14 protein-coding genes are annotated in these 16,733 nt (G+C 38.8%); 7 read left to right on the forward strand and 7 right to left on the reverse strand.

Translation table 11 applies throughout. The features are described 5' to 3' along the window. Positions 1–39 precede the first annotated feature (39 nt). Complete coding sequence (gene uvrB / locus CVT18_RS01415) at positions 40–2,016, reverse strand: excinuclease ABC subunit UvrB (RefSeq protein ID WP_103628377.1); 1,977 nt, start codon at positions 2,014–2,016, stop codon at positions 40–42. Positions 2,017–2,141: 125 nt separating this feature from the next. Between uvrB and CVT18_RS01420 the strand changes: the two genes are divergently transcribed. The 7 genes from CVT18_RS01420 to CVT18_RS01450 all read left to right on the forward strand — a co-directional run bounded on the left by CVT18_RS01420 (position 2,142) and on the right by CVT18_RS01450 (position 8,887). Further along, a complete protein-coding gene (locus CVT18_RS01420) occupies positions 2,142–2,375 on the forward strand; it encodes a cell division protein ZapB (RefSeq protein WP_021091279.1) in 234 nt (77 codons plus the stop codon). 13 nt (positions 2,376–2,388) lie between these two features. After that, positions 2,389–2,619 (forward strand): hypothetical protein, encoded by a 231-nt coding sequence (locus tag CVT18_RS01425; protein WP_103628376.1) that lies wholly within the window; start codon positions 2,389–2,391, stop codon positions 2,617–2,619. A 2-nt stretch (positions 2,620–2,621) separates the two neighbouring features. Further along, positions 2,622–3,038 (forward strand): type II secretion system protein, encoded by a 417-nt coding sequence (locus CVT18_RS01430; RefSeq protein WP_103628375.1) that lies wholly within the window; start codon positions 2,622–2,624, stop codon positions 3,036–3,038. After that, positions 3,038–4,891, forward strand: a complete 1,854-nt coding sequence (locus tag CVT18_RS01435) for a primosomal protein N' (protein WP_107824130.1) — start codon at positions 3,038–3,040, stop codon at positions 4,889–4,891. Before CVT18_RS01430 ends, CVT18_RS01435 begins: the two co-directional genes overlap by 1 nt. Before the next feature lie 240 nt (positions 4,892–5,131). Beyond that, a complete protein-coding gene (gene ispG / locus CVT18_RS01440; RefSeq protein ID WP_107824131.1) occupies positions 5,132–6,190 on the forward strand; it encodes a flavodoxin-dependent (E)-4-hydroxy-3-methylbut-2-enyl-diphosphate synthase in 1,059 nt (352 codons plus the stop codon). Between the two features lie 10 nt (positions 6,191–6,200). Next, positions 6,201–7,613: a replicative DNA helicase gene (locus CVT18_RS01445; RefSeq protein WP_072594392.1), complete on the forward strand. Its 1,413-nt coding sequence runs from the start codon at positions 6,201–6,203 to the stop codon at positions 7,611–7,613. Beyond that, positions 7,613–8,887 carry a ComEC/Rec2 family competence protein gene (locus CVT18_RS01450; RefSeq protein ID WP_103628372.1) on the forward strand — a complete coding sequence of 425 codons (1,275 nt, stop codon included), beginning with the start codon at positions 7,613–7,615 and terminating at the stop codon, positions 8,885–8,887. The genes CVT18_RS01445 and CVT18_RS01450 overlap by 1 nt, the downstream gene beginning before the upstream one ends. Here CVT18_RS01450 and CVT18_RS01455 read toward each other — a convergent pair. Genes CVT18_RS01455 through fliP form a run of 6 tightly spaced genes read right to left on the reverse strand, consistent with a single transcriptional unit; the run spans position 8,884 to position 16,722 of the window. Beyond that, entirely contained in the window at positions 8,884–9,747 is an 864-nt protein-coding gene (locus CVT18_RS01455) for an EamA family transporter (protein ID WP_103628371.1), read from the reverse strand. The genes CVT18_RS01450 and CVT18_RS01455 overlap by 4 nt on opposite strands. Next, a complete protein-coding gene (locus CVT18_RS01460; protein ID WP_107824132.1) occupies positions 9,740–10,975 on the reverse strand; it encodes a TolC family protein in 1,236 nt (411 codons plus the stop codon). The genes CVT18_RS01455 and CVT18_RS01460 overlap by 8 nt, the downstream gene beginning before the upstream one ends. Continuing rightward, positions 10,972–13,998 (reverse strand): efflux RND transporter permease subunit, encoded by a 3,027-nt coding sequence (locus tag CVT18_RS01465; protein WP_103628369.1) that lies wholly within the window; start codon positions 13,996–13,998, stop codon positions 10,972–10,974. The genes CVT18_RS01460 and CVT18_RS01465 overlap by 4 nt, the downstream gene beginning before the upstream one ends. Continuing rightward, complete coding sequence (locus CVT18_RS01470; RefSeq protein ID WP_103628368.1) at positions 13,995–14,738, reverse strand: efflux RND transporter periplasmic adaptor subunit; 744 nt, start codon at positions 14,736–14,738, stop codon at positions 13,995–13,997. Before CVT18_RS01470 ends, CVT18_RS01465 begins: the two co-directional genes overlap by 4 nt. Then, positions 14,735–16,000, reverse strand: a complete 1,266-nt coding sequence (locus tag CVT18_RS01475) for a TolC family protein (protein WP_107824133.1) — start codon at positions 15,998–16,000, stop codon at positions 14,735–14,737. The genes CVT18_RS01470 and CVT18_RS01475 overlap by 4 nt, the downstream gene beginning before the upstream one ends. Beyond that, positions 16,000–16,722 (reverse strand): flagellar type III secretion system pore protein FliP, encoded by a 723-nt coding sequence (fliP, locus tag CVT18_RS01480; protein WP_374048483.1) that lies wholly within the window; start codon positions 16,720–16,722, stop codon positions 16,000–16,002. Before fliP ends, CVT18_RS01475 begins: the two co-directional genes overlap by 1 nt. Between the last annotated feature and the right edge of the window lie 11 nt (positions 16,723–16,733).

Raw genomic sequence — 16,733 nt, forward strand, 5'->3', positions numbered from 1 at the left:
AAATTTCAACGACGTATAGCAGAAAAAGACAAAATCGCCTTAAAGCTTTCTTATCTTTGCTATTTCGTCGCGTAATGCCGCCGCCTTCTCAAACTCGAGCTGCGCCGCCGCTTCAAGCATCTGCTTTCTTAGTTCTTTTACTATCGCAGCTCGCTCACTAGCTGGCATCTTCTCTAAATTTTTACCACGCTTATAAATTTCACCATCATCTTCGACGTGCAAGCTCTCTTCGATATTTCTGCTGGCAGAGTGCGGCGTTATACCATGAGCTTTGTTGTATTCATCTTGAAATTTACGCCTCGCAGTCGTCGTATCGATCGCCTCTTTCATTGATTTTGTTATCTTTTTAGCAAACATTAGCACCTTGCCATTTACATTTCTAGCTGCACGCCCCATCGTCTGTATAAGGCTCGTTGTCGAGCGCAAAAAGCCCTCTTTATCGGCGTCCATTATGGCTATTAGACTCACTTCAGGCAGGTCAAGCCCCTCACGGAGCAAATTTATACCTATTAGCATGTCAAATTCCCCGCTTCTAAGCCCTCTAATGATCTCATTTCGCTCGATCGCGTCGATGTCTGAGTGCATATACTTGACCTTGACGCCAAGCTCTATGTAGTAGCGGCTTAGCTCCTCGGCCATCTTTTTAGTTAGCACCGTAACTAGCACGCGCTCATTTCTAGCGATGACCGCCTTTGCCTCGTCAAATAGCGCCTCGACTTGATTGTCACTATCTTTTATCTCGATGAGCGGATCTAGTAGCCCAGTAGGACGCAAAATTTGCTCATATACATGCCCCTGGCTGATACCAAGCTCGTACTCGTTTGGTGTGGCTGAGACAAAGAGAAATTTCGCCTTTTTGCTTATAAACTCGTCAAATTTAAGCGGCCTGTTATCAAGTGCTGAAGGCAAGCGAAATCCATACTCTACAAGCACCTCTTTACGGCTCCTATCACCTGCATACATGCCCCTAAACTGTGGCAAACTCACGTGACTCTCATCGACGATGACCAGATAATCCTCGCCACTTATCTCAAAGTAGTCAAACATCGAGTACGGCGTCTCTCCAGCCTTTTGACCGGTCAGATGTCGCGCGTAGTTTTCGATACCTTTACACATACCAGTGCTTGCCATCATCTCGAGATCAAATTCAACTCTCTGCTTTAGCCTCTGAGCCTCGACTAGCTTACCCTGCTCGCTAAACTCTTTTAAGCGCACATCAAGCTCCTCTTCGATCTCCTTCATAGCGATCTTTAGCCTATCAGCGCCCACGATGAACTGGCTGGTGGCATAAAGCGTAAATTTAGAAATGTCTTTGAGTCTCTTGTTATCAAGCACGTCAAAATGATACATCGCATCTATCTCATCGCCAAAAAACTCAACTCTTAGGGCTTCGTCGTTGTAATAAGCCGGATAAATGTCCACCACATCGCCATTTACACGAAAATCACCCCTGTCAAAGTAGTTGTCATTACGCTTGTAGCCCATATCCACAAGCTGCTCTAAAAGCTTTCTTTGGCTTATTTTCTCCCCTACGCTAAGATAGGCTACCATCCCTTTATACTCGCTTGGATTGCCAAGGCCGTAGTTTGCGGAGACTGAGGCCACGCAGATGACGTCATCAAAGCTTAGCAAACTAGCCGTCGCAGAAAGACGCAGGCGCTCAAGCTCCTCATTTACCGAGCTATCCTTTTCTATATATAGGTCGCTTCTTGGGATGTAGGCCTCTGGCTGGTAGTAGTCGTAGTAGCTTATGAAGTACTCCACATGGTTTTTTGGAAAAAAACCTTTAAATTCACTATATAGCTGCGCGGCGAGGGATTTGTTATGCGTCATGATAAGTGTTGGCATATTTAGCTCACGTATGACGTTTGCCATGGTAAAGGTCTTGCCGGACCCTGTCACGCCTAAAAGTGTTTGGTATTTATTGCCTGAATTTATGCTTTTTACTATCTCTTTTATCGCTCTTGCTTGGTCGCTGCTTGGGCTAAATTTAGATGAAATTTCAAATTTACTCATTGATTGCCTTTAAATTTGGGCGAATTTTATAGCAAAGATAGTGCTTTGTCAAATGAGAATTTTAATAAGAATTTAGCCTCTGCGTGTTAGAATACGAGCCTAATTATTATTTTAAAGGAACTTTTATGTTTGAAGATAATGCGATCTTAACCACACTAAGCGATAAAGTAAATGACCTGATTACAAAATATGACGAACTTTGCAAAACGAACGAAGAGTTACGCAACGAGATCGTAACTTTAAAAGCACAAAATGAGGCAAAAAGTAATCAAATCATGCGTTTAGAAGAGGATCTTGACAAGAAAAATACCGAAGCTGACGATGTAATGAGAAAAATCGAAGCTGTCCTTGGCAGATAAGCTTGGCTAAAATATGAAAAAAATAACGCTCACGATATCATCTCGCGACTACACGATCACGCTTGATGATGATTTTGCTAAATTCTTTGAAGATGACTGGCAAAATTTAATGGGCGGACGCCAATTTATCGAGCCAAAAGAGCTTTTAAATGCCTTTATAGAAAAATGTTATGAAAATTATGCTGTGATAAAGGCAGTAAAAAATTTAACTGGCAACGTTGATGAGATATTAAAGCGAGAATAGAGATGAAAAGACGAGCTTACACCTTGCTTGAGCTGATATTTATAGTAGTTATACTAGGTATTTTAAGCACAGTCGCTATACCTAGGCTATTTTTTTCTAGAAGTGATGCTACCATCTCAAATGCCAAAACTCAACTTGCCGCTATAAGAAGTGGAATTTCACTAAAATACAATGACAATATTTTGCAAGCAAAGCCAGAATTTCCACAAAAACTAGATGATGGCGATCCAAACAAACTCTTTAAAAATGTTATAAATATACCGATAAAAGATAGCGGTAGCAAAAATGGCTGGCACAGAATAAACGATGACAAATATACATTTAGACTAGATGGCAAAGTAGCAAATTTCAAATACGATAAAAATACTGGCGATTTTGGTTGCAGCGATGAAAATGAAATTTGCAAATCACTTCAGTAATGCATTATTATATACTCGCATTTTATGGGCTAAATTTAGCCCCACTCACTTATGAAAGCGATCAAAAACTAGAAAAATTTCAAGGCGTAAAGGCTTCTTTAAAAGGCAAAATTCTTACTGCTTTTATCGTAAAAGAGACTGGCAAACCAGAGTTTAAAACAAGTAAAATTTTAGAAATTCTACCGATTAATCTAACTTCAATGCAAAGCGAATTGGCAATATTTATCTCAAAATATTACACATGCGAGCTTGGCGTCAGCCTAAATTTATTTGAACCAAATAACACTATTGCAGTAGATAAATTTTATGAAAATCAAAATTTTAATGTGGCACCCAAACTAAGCGAAAAACAGCAAGAGGCTTTGGATTTTATAAATAAACGTAAAATTTCACTCATCTTTGGCGACACTGGAAGCGGAAAAAGCGAAATTTACATAGCAAAGATCAGAGAAATTTTAAATGCAGGTACTCAGGCGCTATTTTTAATGCCCGAAATTTCACTCACGCCACAAATGCAAAAACGCCTTGAGAACTTCTTTGGCGAGGCAGTAGCAGTCTGGCACTCAAAGATCACGTCAAAGAAAAAAGAGCAAATTTTAAAAGATATAAAAAGTGGGAAAGTTAGACTCGTTGCAGGTGCGAGGTCGGCTTTATTTTTACCACTTGAGAGGCTAAAACTTATCATCATCGACGAAGAACACGACGATAGCTACAAAAATACAGGCTCAAAGCCCCACTACAATGCAAGAGACCTTGCCCTCTTTCTAACTAGCAAATTTGACCTACAAGTGGTGCTTGGAAGTGCCACGCCAAGCCTTACTAGCTTTTACAAGCAGGAGCACTTTCGCTTAAAAGGGACATATTTTGATTCGCAAAAAAATTACATTTTCGATGAGAGCGAGACTGGAATTAGTGAAATTTTAAAAGATGAAATTTCAAAGACACTCGCGAATAAAAAACAAGCTGTCATCTGCCTGCCAACAAGGGCAAATTTTAAATATCTAGTCTGCAAAAACTGCGGTGAAACGTTAAAGTGCCCATTTTGCAGTATCGGTATGAGCTATTACAAAAAACAAAACGTGCTAAAGTGTCAATACTGTGAGCATAAAATGGCAGTGTCTAAAACTTGCCACCAGTGCGGCAGCGAGATGATAGAGGCCAAAAAGATCGGTACGAGCGAACTTTTAGAGCGACTGCAAGCCGAATTTGCTAATGCCAGAATCGCTAAATTTGACAGGGATGAGATAACGACGCAAAACAAGCTTGTAAAGGCCTTAAAAGAATTTAACGACGGCAAGATAGACATCCTGCTAGGCACGCAGATGCTAAGCAAAGGGCACGACTATCACAACGTCGAGCTTGCTGTTATTATGGGCTTTGATGAGCTTTTAAACTTTCCTGATTACAGAGCCAGAGAAAGAACTCTTGCCCTTGCTATGCAAGTAGCTGGCAGAGCCGGTAGAAACGGAGTTGGTAGAGTCATCATCCAAAGTAAACAAAGAGAATTTTTTGAAGGCTTCATTAGCGACTACGACGCATTTTTAAAAGAAGAGATTGGCTACCGAGAGGGGCTATATCCACCATTTACTAGGCTTCTTCGCATTATCATCTCACATAAAGATGAACACATAGTAAAAAATATATTGAATGAATTTGTGCAAAGAATAGAATCTTTAAGAAGCGATGAGCTTGAGATCATAGGATACGGAAAGTGCCAGATAGAGTATCTTGGAAGCAAATTTAGATATGAAATTTTACTTCGCTCAAACTCTCATATACCTCTTTTAAAAGCTGCAAACCTCTGCAAAAGCGAGCTTAGCGATATTGATATAGACCCGGTCAATTTTAGTTAAAAATGCTAGTCTAAAAACTATCCAACAAAGACATGGTAAATTTTAAAATAGATAATAGAGAAACCTAAGGCTTATGAAAGTATTATGAAATTTGATAAGTTGGCTATAAAGAGTAAGTAAAATTTTAGAAACTACATCTAATAAAAATACTAATTTTTATAAACTATTAAAAATAAATTTTCAAGCCTTTTAAAAGCCATTTTTCTTTATAATCCCCAATAAAAATTTAAAGGCAAAATTTTGCAACGATACCCAACAAAACAGATAAAAATTCGCAATGTTTTAATAGGTGGCGACGCGCCAATATCCGTGCAATCAATGACTTTTTCAAAGACAAAAGACGTAAAAGGCACGCTAGAGCAGATACAGAGGCTTTATTTTGCGGGCTGTGACATCGTGCGCTGCGCAGTTTTTGACAAAGAGGACGCCAGCGCGCTAAAGCAAATCGTTGCGGGCTCACCTATTCCAGTCGTTGCAGACATTCATTTTAACCACACCTATGCGCTCATCGTTAGCGAATTTGTCGATGCTATCCGCATAAATCCCGGCAATATAGGCTCAGCCAAAAACATAAAAGCAGTAGTTGATGCCTGCAAACAGCGAAATTTACCTATCCGTATCGGCGTAAATTCTGGCTCGCTTGAAAAGCAGTTTGAGGACAAATACGGCCGCACGGTGGAGGCGATGGTGGAGAGTGCCATGTATAACATCAAGCTTCTTGAGGATTTTGACTTTACAGACATTAAAATTTCACTTAAATCAAGCGACGTAGAGCGCACTATGCAAGCATATAGAGCGCTTCGTCCAAAGACAAATTATCCATTTCATCTTGGCGTTACTGAGGCAGGTACCACTTTTCACGCCACTATCAAGTCCGCGATCGCTCTTGGTGGGCTTTTGCTTGAGGGTATAGGCGATACGATGAGAGTTAGCATCACTGGCGAGCTTGAAGAAGAGATCAAAGTTGCAAAGGCGATCTTAAAAGATAGCGGCCGCCAAAAAGAGGGACTAAATATCATCTCATGCCCAACTTGCGGGCGTTTGCAAGCTGATCTAATGGCGGCAGTAAAGCTCGTAGAAGAAAAAACAAAAGGCATAAAAGAGCCATTAAACGTCTCAGTCATGGGCTGCGTGGTAAATGCTATAGGTGAAGCAAAAGGTGCGGATGTTGCCATAGCATTTGGCAAAGGAAATGGCATGATAATGCGTCACGGCGAAGTGGTCGCAAGACTGCCTGAAAGCGAGCTTGTAGATAGATTTTTACAAGAGATCGATGATGAGATAAAAAGTAGAGACTAAAGGAAAAGTTGTGGCAAAGCAAAGAGTTAACGAGATAGAATTTACCAACCTTTACGACATTGATATGGAGCGAGCTATACTAAGCTCCATTTTGCAAAACAACGATATTTTAGGTGAAATTTTTGACATTGTTAAGGCAAAGGATTTTTATCTAAAAGGGCATTCGCAAATATATGATGCAATGGTAGCATGCCTAAATAGCGATGATCCTATAACTATGCCATTTTTAAAAAATAGACTTGGCGAAAAATACGACGAAGAGCTAATACTAGATATTTTGGGCACAAATTCCCTAATAGACATTCAAAAATACGCAAACGAACTAAGAGAAAAATCCATAAAAAGAAGTCTTGTAAAGATCGCTCACAATATACCAAGCAAAGTAAATGAAGATAAGCCAAGTCGCGATATGGTCGATGATCTTAGTCAGGAATTTTACTCTTTGATAGAAGGTGGAAGCACTGGAGTCATAAAAGAAGGCAAAGAGATCATCATGAAAATGATGGATCATATTAATGCTCAAGCTTTACTTGGCGAAAAAGATATCGTTGGACTTGATACTGGATTTAAGAAGCTAAATGAGATGATAAAGGGCTTTAAAAATGGAGACCTCATCATCGTCGCAGCTCGTCCAGGCATGGGAAAAACGACACTTTGTTTAAATTTTATGAGTCAGGTTTTAAAAAATAATGCTGGAGTTGTTTTTTTCTCGCTCGAGATGCCAGCTGAGCAGATAATGATGAGAATGCTAGCGAGCAAGACCTCTATCCCACTTCAAGACATAATGACTGCAAAGATGGATGATGAAGCGTTGGCTAGATTTAGCGATGCTTGCGAGGAGTTTGCTGCTAGCAAGCTTTTTGTGCATGATAGTGGCTATGTAAATATCCATCAAGTAAGAACGCAAATGCGAAAACTAAAGGCTATGCATCCTGAAATTTCACTTTGTGTGATCGACTACATCGGTCTTATGATGAGTACAAATAACTACGCTGATCGTCACGTCCAAATAGCTGAAATTTCTCGTGGATTAAAGCTTTTGGCACGTGAGCTAGATATGCCAATCATCGCTCTTTCTCAGCTAAATAGAAGCCTTGAATCTCGCGCAAATAAACGCCCTATGCTAAGCGATCTAAGAGAGTCAGGTGCGATCGAGCAAGATGCTGACATCATTCTTTTTGTTTATAGAGATGAGTTTTATCTAGAACAAGAAGAAAAAGAGAAAGAAAAACGCGCAAGTGCCGAGGGCAAAGAGTACAAGAGTAATCACGTCTTTAATAAGCTTCAAGAAAAGGCCGAGATCATCGTTGGCAAAAACAGAAATGGCGAAACTGGCTCAGTTGATGTGCTCTTTCAAAAGCAACACTCAAGATTTGAAGATATGTCTGCAATGCCAGTATCTGATGTTTCATTTGAAGGCTGATGCGTTTTAAAGCTTTAAAAAATAGAGAAATTTTTACTATATTTTGTCTGATTTGCCTTTGTATTTTTTCTATAAATTTGGCTATTAGCTACCATAAATATCAAATTTTTATGGACAAAGGCGAACAAGAGCTAACAGCAACCGTGATTTCTAGCTACGAAAAGCTTGGAGATGACGGCAAGAAAAGGCAAATTTTAAAGCTTAAGACTGATGAGTTTTTATTTTATACGCTTGGAGCCAAAACAGATGACTTTAAAGCTGGAGATAATATATTTCTAAGCGTCATAAATTTAGACGTTAGTTTTAAAGATTATCTCGCTTCCTCCTTTTACATGCCTAGCTTTTCACGCGAAAAACTACCACAAAAAGTCACACCAAATATCAATCAAAAACTACAATCACTAATCTACGCCCAGCATGAAAATAGTAAAATTTCACAACTCTACTCGGCTCTATTTTTAGGCACAAGTATCGATGCAGAGTTAAGAGATGACGTCTCGCACCTTGGTATAGCGCATCTTATAGCCATAAGTGGCTATCATTTAGGTTTTATAAGCGCAGTTATATTTTTTGTATTTAGGCCGCTTTTAAAAATTTTATATGCAAGATTTTTACCTTTTAGAAACTACAACTTTGATCTAGCCATTGTCGTTTTTATAGTCTTGTCATTTTACTTTTTTATAATAGGCTTTATACCAAGCTTTTTGCGAGCGTTCTTAATGAGCATTTTAGGATTTTATTGCACGTTAAAAGGCGTTAAAATTTTAAACTTCAAAACACTTTTTATAGTGGCACTTGTTAGTATATCACTCTTTCCGCAGCTACTTTTTAGCGTAGGTTTTTACTTTTCGCTTATGGGCGTTTTTTACATATTTTTATATTTTAAACATCTAAAAGATAAATTTTCACCCTTCATTCATCTTATACTTTTAAATTTATATGTTTGCTTTGCAATGGAAATTTGCGTGCTTTATTTCTTTCCACTCATTAGCTTACAGCAGCTTAGCGTCCTTACCATCAACTACATCTTTAGCATTTTTTATCCATTAAGCGCCGCACTTCATATGGCTTCGTATGGCGACATCTTTGATGGATTGCTAAATAATGTTTTAAATTTTAGACTAAGCTCGACTAAAATTTTCGTGCCAGCCATTATTTTTATCTTTTATAATATCGCTTCACTTCTAGCTATAAAATTTAGATCAATATTCTACATTTTGCCACTATTTGGACTTCTGTGTTTTGCTATTGCCAGCTATAAAATTTACGCCTAAGCGATCTTCATACCATAAAATTTCATTATCTTGTTGTGAATTATCAAAGATATATACATTATAACAGCGCCTAAAATTAGCCTAGTTAAATCTGTATCCTTTTGCCAAAAGACTAAATTTACGATGATAGCAGCTGGAATGAGAGCATTATTCATGATAGCAAGTACGCCACTATCGACCTCGCAAGCCCCTTTGTTCCACATAAAATATCCAACTCCACTAGCGACTATGCCAAGCCAGAGAAGCACTAAAATTTGCGTTGAAGTAAGTGAAAATTTGGCTGGATTGCCAAGAGTAAGAAGCGCAACGATAACTACAAAAAATGCCCCAAAGTGAAAGTAGCCAAAGACATTTTTTTGGTCCACGTCAAATTTTTCTAAAAGTGCCTTATATGCACTCTGCCCTGCTCCAAAGCAGATATTTGCCGCTTGCACTAGCAAAAAACCCTTTAATACACCATCGTTTATAGCGCCATATTTTATAACCAAAGCTCCAAAAACCGCAACGCCAACGCTAAATAGATAAAGTGGCCTAAATTTAAAGCTAAATGCGTCGTATATGAGCGTCACGTAAAACGGCGTAAAAATGGTAAAAAGTGCGACTTCTGGCACGCTTAGATACAAAAATGAATTGTAATAAAATAGATACATAAGTCCTATTTGCACCGCTCCGATCGCCATTATGCCAAATGCTAGCTTTGGGCTGATGCCACGAAATTTTGTAAATGGCAAAAAGACTAAGCTCGCAAGCGCAACCCGAATAAAAACAGCCAAATAGCTATCAACCTTGCCAGCTAAAAACTCACCTATCAAACTAAAGCTAAACGCCCATAAAATAGTCACAAAGATCAGTTTATTCAATTATCACCTCATTTATTTTTCTTGCACATTCAAAAAAATACTCAAGCTTGTTTAGCTCAAGTAAATCGCCATCAAGGATAAAATTTGCCCTATCGCTAAAATTTTTCTCACTCACAAACAAAAATTCTTCATATTTTATCTCGCCATTAAGATAGCCATTTAGCAGATCAATAAAATCACTATCAAGCTTATCTTGCTTCAAATCTTGCAAATTTAACTTTGCATTTAAGCCTTTGATTGTGCTTTCTAGCTCTTTTAGGCGAGTGATTATCCTATTTTCTTCATCGCTTAAATCAAGTGCCGCCTTTTGCTCTTCAATGCGTTTAACTTGACTTTGCTTACTAAGACTTAAGCTATCAGGCAGCTTCCACTCAAACTCCACTCTAGGCCTGTTCGCATCAGCGTAAGCGCCTATCATCTGCGAAGTCGTTCTCTCACCTTTTTTAAAGCTGTTATTATTCACACTTTGCGTATCTTTTAAGTAAATTCTTGGAGCAAATTTACTCTTTTGTTTCTCATTTTCTTGCTCTTTTATATATTTTTCCTGCTCCATTGCTCCAAGTTTTGCACTTAGATCATCTTTGCTAAAATCAGGCACCATTATCTTTGAGCCAGCGTTAAAGCCGATCTCGCCGTTTGAGAGCAAATTTATCCTTGAGTTTAGCTCGGCTAGCTTAAGCCCAAGCTCGTCAAGCTCAGCTCTTTTTTTACTAAGAGTGAAATTTATTGCATCAAACTCAGCTTTATTTATCTCGCCATACTCAAACCAAAACTCATTTTCAGCCGCAGCCTTAGCAAAGCTATCGACAAATTTTGTCTCTAAATTTATAAGCGAATTTAGTGCAATAGCGTTGAAATAGACCTTTGCGACCTGAAAAGCAGTGAGATTCATCAGCTCTTCATTTTTATAAATTTTCTCCACGCCCTTGTGGTCTAAAATTTTATCAGCAGCCTCGCTCGCACCGCCGTCAAAGATGAGATACTCGACCTTTGCGGTTATCGATCCAGACTTTGTCATATACCCGCCCTTTAGCTCGTCAGGCACAAAGGTATATCTGCCATCAAGGGATAAATTTAGTTTGTTACTCTTGTTTTTATTTATATATTCGTTTTTATTAAATTCTTTCAAACTCTCAAGCTTCGCACTTTGCGCTAGAGCGATGATCTCTAGTAAATTTCCAGCCCAAAGAGGCAAAGCAAAGAGCAAAACTGCCAAAATCTTCTTCAAATTCTCTCCCTTTCATAAAATTTTCTTATAAATTTATCAAGATTATAAACCCACGCAAAGAGCACTGGCACAACAAGTAGGCTTAGCAAGGTCGAGCTAATGAGCCCAAAGATGATGCTTATAGCCATAGGCGAGTTGGCTTCATAGCCAGCACCCCTGCTAAGCGCAAGTGGCAACATGGCAAATATCATCGCAAAAGTGGTCATCAAAACAGCCCTTAAGCGCTTTTTTGCAGCCATTTTTACAGCTTCGTTTGCCTCTATGCCGCTATTTGCAAAGTGGTTTGCAAAATCAACTACCAAAATGGCGTTTTTACCGACCATGCCAAAGAGCAATATAACGCCAACCATGACAAAAAGACTAAATGGATTGCCGCTTATAAAAAGTCCTATCACAACGCCACAAAATGCAAGCGGCATGGCAAGCATGATGAGAAATGGCAGCAAAAAGCTCTCGTAAAGAGCAGCTAGCACCATGTAAATAAGCACCGCGCTCGCACTTACCGTAAAGATAAAAGAAGCGTTTGTATCATCCATGAGCTCAACAAATCCAAGAAATTTATACTTGAAATTTGCTGGCAAAATTTCATCAAGCTTCTTTGAAATTTCATTTGCCACGCTATTTAGCGGAGCGTTATTTTTAGTATTTGCTAGAAATTTGATCTCATCAGCCCTATTAAATCTCGAAATACTAGCTGGCTTTTGCTCAAAACTTAGTATTGCTACGTCGCCGAGTGTGATAAAAAAGCCCTCTTTGTTTCTGATCTTTGTCCTTAAAATATCACTTTCACTGCTTCTAAATTTATCATCAAGACGCATGTAAAGCTCATATTCTTTGCCATTTTCGTTTTCAAAAACAGAGACCTCGTTCTCGCTAAATGCGCTATAAACGGCGCTTGCAATGTTAGCTTTATCTAAATTTAGCCTTTTTGCCTTATCTTCATCGATAGAAATTTGCACACGCTTTAGCAGATCTTCTTCTGGCGAATTTACATCCGTTGCGTCATTTATCTCTTTTAGCATCTTGCTGATCTTTGGCACAAATTTCTCTAGCTCTTTGCCATTTTCAGATGTGATAGTAAGCTTAACTGGCTGCACATCGCCACCTTCAACCACCGGAAGATCAGCTACAATGACGCTCATATCATCACTTTTTAGCTTGTCACGAAAACTTTGCATGATAGCGTTTTGTCGCTCGTGATTAGCTCTATCTTTTAGCTCCTTTAGCCTAACGTAAGCCTTTACAAGATAGGGCTGCTTGGCGTCTGTGTAGCCAAGGATGAAGTAAGCGTAAGCGACCTGAGGATCGGCGTTTATGAGTGAAATTTTATCTTTTAGCCTCTCTTTGCTAGCTTGCAGGCTAAGTGAGGGATCAAGCTTAAAGTAGATGTTAAACTCCGAGTTATCCTCGCTTGGCATGAAGTCACCGCCTACAAATTTAGCCAGCCCAAACGAGCAAACAACGACCACAAGCGTTATGGCTAAAAATATGAGCTTAAATTTAAGCGCTAAAGTTAAAAGCTTTTCATAGAAATTTTCAAGCGCTTCAAAAAATGGCTCGCTCTTTATATAAAATTTGCTCTCCTTAGCATCTACAAACCTAGCGCTAAGCGTTGGCACAAGAAATATACTAACAAAAAACGAGATGACGATGCCAGCTGCTACGCTCATCGCAAATGAGTTAAAGTACTTGCCAACGATGCCGCTCATAAAGGCTATTGGCACAAAGACGCAAAGCAGCACGAGCGAGATCGCAAAGACGCTAAACGCTATCTCTTTTATACCTGCAAAGCTTGCCTTTAGGGCATTTGGCTCATCTTTTAGCCGGCTTGCGATGTTTTCAGTGACGACTATCGCATCATCGATAAAAATTCCGATGCCAAGTGTGAGCGCTATGAGGCTTAAGCGGTTGATGTCGTAGCCTAGGGCATTTATGATGAAAAATGTCGCCACGATGCTAGTTGGTATCGCTACGACTGAGATGATGGTGATAGAGAAATTTCTTAAAAATAGATAGACGATTACGATGGTTAGCAAGACGCCAAGGATCATATCAAAGGCGGTTTGATCGATGTGCTTTTGTATCACTTCGCTCTTATCATAAGCTATTTTTACGTCGTATTCGCTGCCAAGCAGGCTTTTAAACTGATCTAGTTTTGCTTTAGCTAGAGCGATCACGGTTAGAGCGTTTGCGTCTGGAGCTAGCTCAAGACCAAGCAAGACGCCACTTTTTTTATCCATTATCGCTGCTTCGTTTGCGTCTTTGTAAGAGAGATCAACGCTTGCGATATCTTTTAAAAAGACCCCTTGTTTGATCGTTAAATTTCTTATCTCATCTATGCTTTTGGCGCTGAAATTTGACTTGATAGCCATTTGGATTTTTTCATTTTCTATCTTGCCAAGCGGCGCTTTTAAATTTTCAACCTTTATTAAATTTGCCACTTCGTTTGCGCTAAGAGCGTTTTTATCAAGCTTAAATCTATCTAGTAAAATTTTCACCGCTGGCTCTAAAAAACCATTTGTCTTGACCTTTGAAACACCGCTAATTCGCTCCAAAAATGGCTTTGCAACGTCATCGATTTCTTGCATGAGTTTAGTTTGATTATTATCAAGCCTTGTGACAAAGAGGCTAAAGACAGATGACGAGAGCCCATTTAGCTTTTCTATCTCGTAGTTTGCGTTTAGGCGTGCTTTTTGCATCTTGTCGCGGACGTCGTTTGTAGCGCTCTCTAGGTCTTTGTTTAGCTCAAATTCGATGCTAACTACACTTAGGTTATCAAAGCTTGTTGAGTAAATTTTCTTGATACCTTCAATGCTTGAAATTTCATCTTCGATCTTTTGTGTGATCTTAGTTTTTATATAGTTCATATCGCCGTTTGCGTAGGTCGTGATCTTTACTATTGGGATATTTACTTGTGGGTATAAATTTACATTCATCGTCTTTAGTGAGTAGATACCAAAGACAACAAGGCTTAAAAATATCATAAGCGTAGTTATGGGGCGGTTGATGGCTGTTTTTATCATTTTCTTTTACTAACTAGCACTCTGCCTTGACCAAACATGCCTGGCTTTAGTCCGCTGTCATAAGCCTGGGCGTAAAATTTCCTGGTCTCTCTTTTAATCTCTGGATAGATGAGTGCGATTTTTACCTCTTTTTCATCGCTTGTTGCGTCAAGTTTAAATTTAAATATGTCGCCAACTTTTACTAAATTTGCATATTTTTCATCGATCGCTATTAAAATTTTAACCTCTTCGGAGTTTAAGACAAAGGCTGGCTGAAGTGGCGAAGCGCTCTCGCCAAGCTCGACATTTTTACTAGCTATGACGCCATCAAAAGGAGCTTTTAAAAGAGCCTTTTTAAGATGATCATCTGCGTTTAAAATGGCAATCTGGGCACTCTCTACCCTAAGAGCTGCCTCGTCAAATTTATACTTTACCTCATCAAATTCCTGCTTTGAAGTGACCTCTTTTACTTGGCTAAATTTACTAAAAGTATTTTTAGCAAATTCTTTGGCGTTTTTGGCAAGCGCTAGGTCGTTTTTTGCTTTTTTTAGAGCGATCTCAAGGCTTGTTTGATCAAGACTAGCTAAAACGTCACCTTTTTTAACGCGGCTTGAAACATCTACAAAAATTTTATCTACCTTGCCGCTGCTCTCAAATGCAAGCTTTGAACTTTGCTTGGCATAGACTTCAAAATCAGCAAAAATTTCCTCGCTCGCAAATGAAAAAACGCAAAATATCATCAAAAAAAGTATCTTTTTCAATCCCTAATCCTCTCTAAAATCGGCTCGCCATTTTCAAAAAAGAACTCCGCTTTTTTGATCTCAAGCTCATCCTTTGCACTCTCAAAAAGACTAATGGCGTCAAATTTTTGAGAGAGTGCCTCAAGCAGGTCGCTATATCCCAAAAGCCCAGAGTTATACTTTTCATAGCTAGCTTTTAATGCCAAATCGCTTACTCTTACATATTCGTTTAGTGAAGCGATTTTTGAAATAAGCACCACAATTTCATTTTGCAAATTTTTAAGCTTTGTCTCGTTTTCACGCCTTTTATACTCTAAATTTAGCCTTGCCTCATCAAGCGCGATCTTGCTAGCTTGACTCATCTTACTAGTGGCAAAAAAGTCAAAAATTTTCCATCTAAAGCTAACGCCAAATTTATTGCCGTGCGTATCTTCTTTTAAGTATTTATCCACGTATGAGCGGTAAGAACTAAGCCTGCCTAGATCGATATCGTAATTATTTTTATAAAATCCATATGTGTCATAAAGCATTATTTGGGGCAAAAAACCAGCCTTTGCCTCGCTAAGCTTAGCTTCACTTAAAAATATATCTTGGCTTAGTCTATCAAGCTCAGCATTCTTTGAAGCTAAATTTGAGCTAATATCAGCCATCTTTGCTCCAGCTACTGGCAAAATTTTCTCACCAGTTAGCAAATTTATCTCATTTAAAATTTGCTCCATTTTGTTTTTGTATTCAAGCTGTGTGCTATTAGCTAAGTAATATTTAGCCCTTACATTCTCAAGCTCATCTTTTGCGGCAAGGCCTGCAATGTTTGCCTTTTCAAGCTTATCTAAAACACCTTTTAAAAAATTTGCTTGAGCCTGCTTGGCTGCGATTATATTTTCAAGTGCAGCTGCATTAAAGTATAAATTTACGGCCTTAAAAGCAAGATAATTTTTAGCTTCATCGCTAGCGATGGCGGCTTTGTTTTTTAAAAGCTGGCTCATCTTTAGCCTAGCCTCTCTCGCTCCGCCGTCATAAAGCAAAAAATCTATCCTAGCTAGCACGCCAGCTGACTCTTTAGCGACTACACTTGGAAAAGTGCTTGCATTTTTGCCATATGAACCCTCTAGGCTAAGACTTGGCATATATGAGCTTAATGTAGCTTCATCGTTTAAATTTGCTCTTTTTAACTCAAGCTCTTTGATCTTTGAAATTTCATTTTGCGTTGCCTTGTTTGCGATCACACTTAAATTTGACCCAAGCAAAAATATCGGCAAAAAAATGAATAAAAATTTTTTCATTAGTGAAAGCTTTTTACAAGATTTCCTATTAGTAAATTCCAGCCATCAACAAGCACAAATATGAGCAGTTTAAATGGCAGTGAGATCATTACAGGAGGAAGCATCATCATACCCATAGCCATTAGCACTGAGCTTACGACCATGTCGATGACAAGAAATGGCAAATAGAGCAAAAACGCTATCTCAAAAGATGTCTTTAGCTCACTTATCATAAAAGCTGACATTGCGATACTTAGCGGTATCTCTTCGATATTTGCTGGATTTTGTAAATTTCTAATCCTAAAAAAAAGTGCAAGGTCTTTTTCTCTTGTGTTTTTTACCATAAATTCTTTAAATGGCTTTAAGCTTTTATCAAGCATCTCTTCATAGCCTATCTGCTCAGCTATATAAGGCTTTATGCCATCGTTATAGCTCTTTTGCCCAACTGGCTCCATGATAAAAAATGTAAGAACCATCGCAAGCGAGATAAGCACTGTTGAAGGAGGTACTTGCTGTGTGCCCATCGCTTGGCGTAAAAATGAAAATACGATAACAAGCCTTAAAAAACTTGTCATCATAAAAATGAGCGAAGGAGCAAGTGCAAGTGCAGTGAGGATTAGTAAAACATTTAAAGAATTTACAAGCTGCTCGGCATTTGTTGGAGAATTTAGACTTAAATTTATAGTTGGTAGCGCAGGATCAGCCCCAAAAACCGTGCAAAGTAAAACCGCTAAAGCAAGCAGTGCTTTCACGA

The organism is Campylobacter concisus (assembly GCF_003048405.1).
GTDB classification, from domain to species: domain Bacteria; phylum Campylobacterota; class Campylobacteria; order Campylobacterales; family Campylobacteraceae; genus Campylobacter_A; species Campylobacter_A concisus_Q.

Excerpts from the sequence above, each read along its gene's own strand:
- CVT18_RS01435 (WP_107824130.1), top strand. The coding sequence starts at position 3,038 with ATGCATTATTATATACTCGCATTTTATGGGCTAAATTTAGCCCCACTC.
- CVT18_RS01465 (WP_103628369.1), bottom strand. The coding sequence starts at position 13,998 with ATGATAAAAACAGCCATCAACCGCCCCATAACTACGCTTATGATATTT.
- CVT18_RS01430 (WP_103628375.1), top strand. The coding sequence starts at position 2,622 with ATGAAAAGACGAGCTTACACCTTGCTTGAGCTGATATTTATAGTAGTT.
- CVT18_RS01475 (WP_107824133.1), bottom strand. The coding sequence starts at position 16,000 with ATGAAAAAATTTTTATTCATTTTTTTGCCGATATTTTTGCTTGGGTCA.
- uvrB (WP_103628377.1), bottom strand. The coding sequence starts at position 2,016 with ATGAGTAAATTTGAAATTTCATCTAAATTTAGCCCAAGCAGCGACCAA.
- CVT18_RS01450 (WP_103628372.1), top strand. The coding sequence starts at position 7,613 with ATGCGTTTTAAAGCTTTAAAAAATAGAGAAATTTTTACTATATTTTGT.
- CVT18_RS01420 (WP_021091279.1), top strand. The coding sequence starts at position 2,142 with ATGTTTGAAGATAATGCGATCTTAACCACACTAAGCGATAAAGTAAAT.
- CVT18_RS01425 (WP_103628376.1), top strand. The coding sequence starts at position 2,389 with ATGAAAAAAATAACGCTCACGATATCATCTCGCGACTACACGATCACG.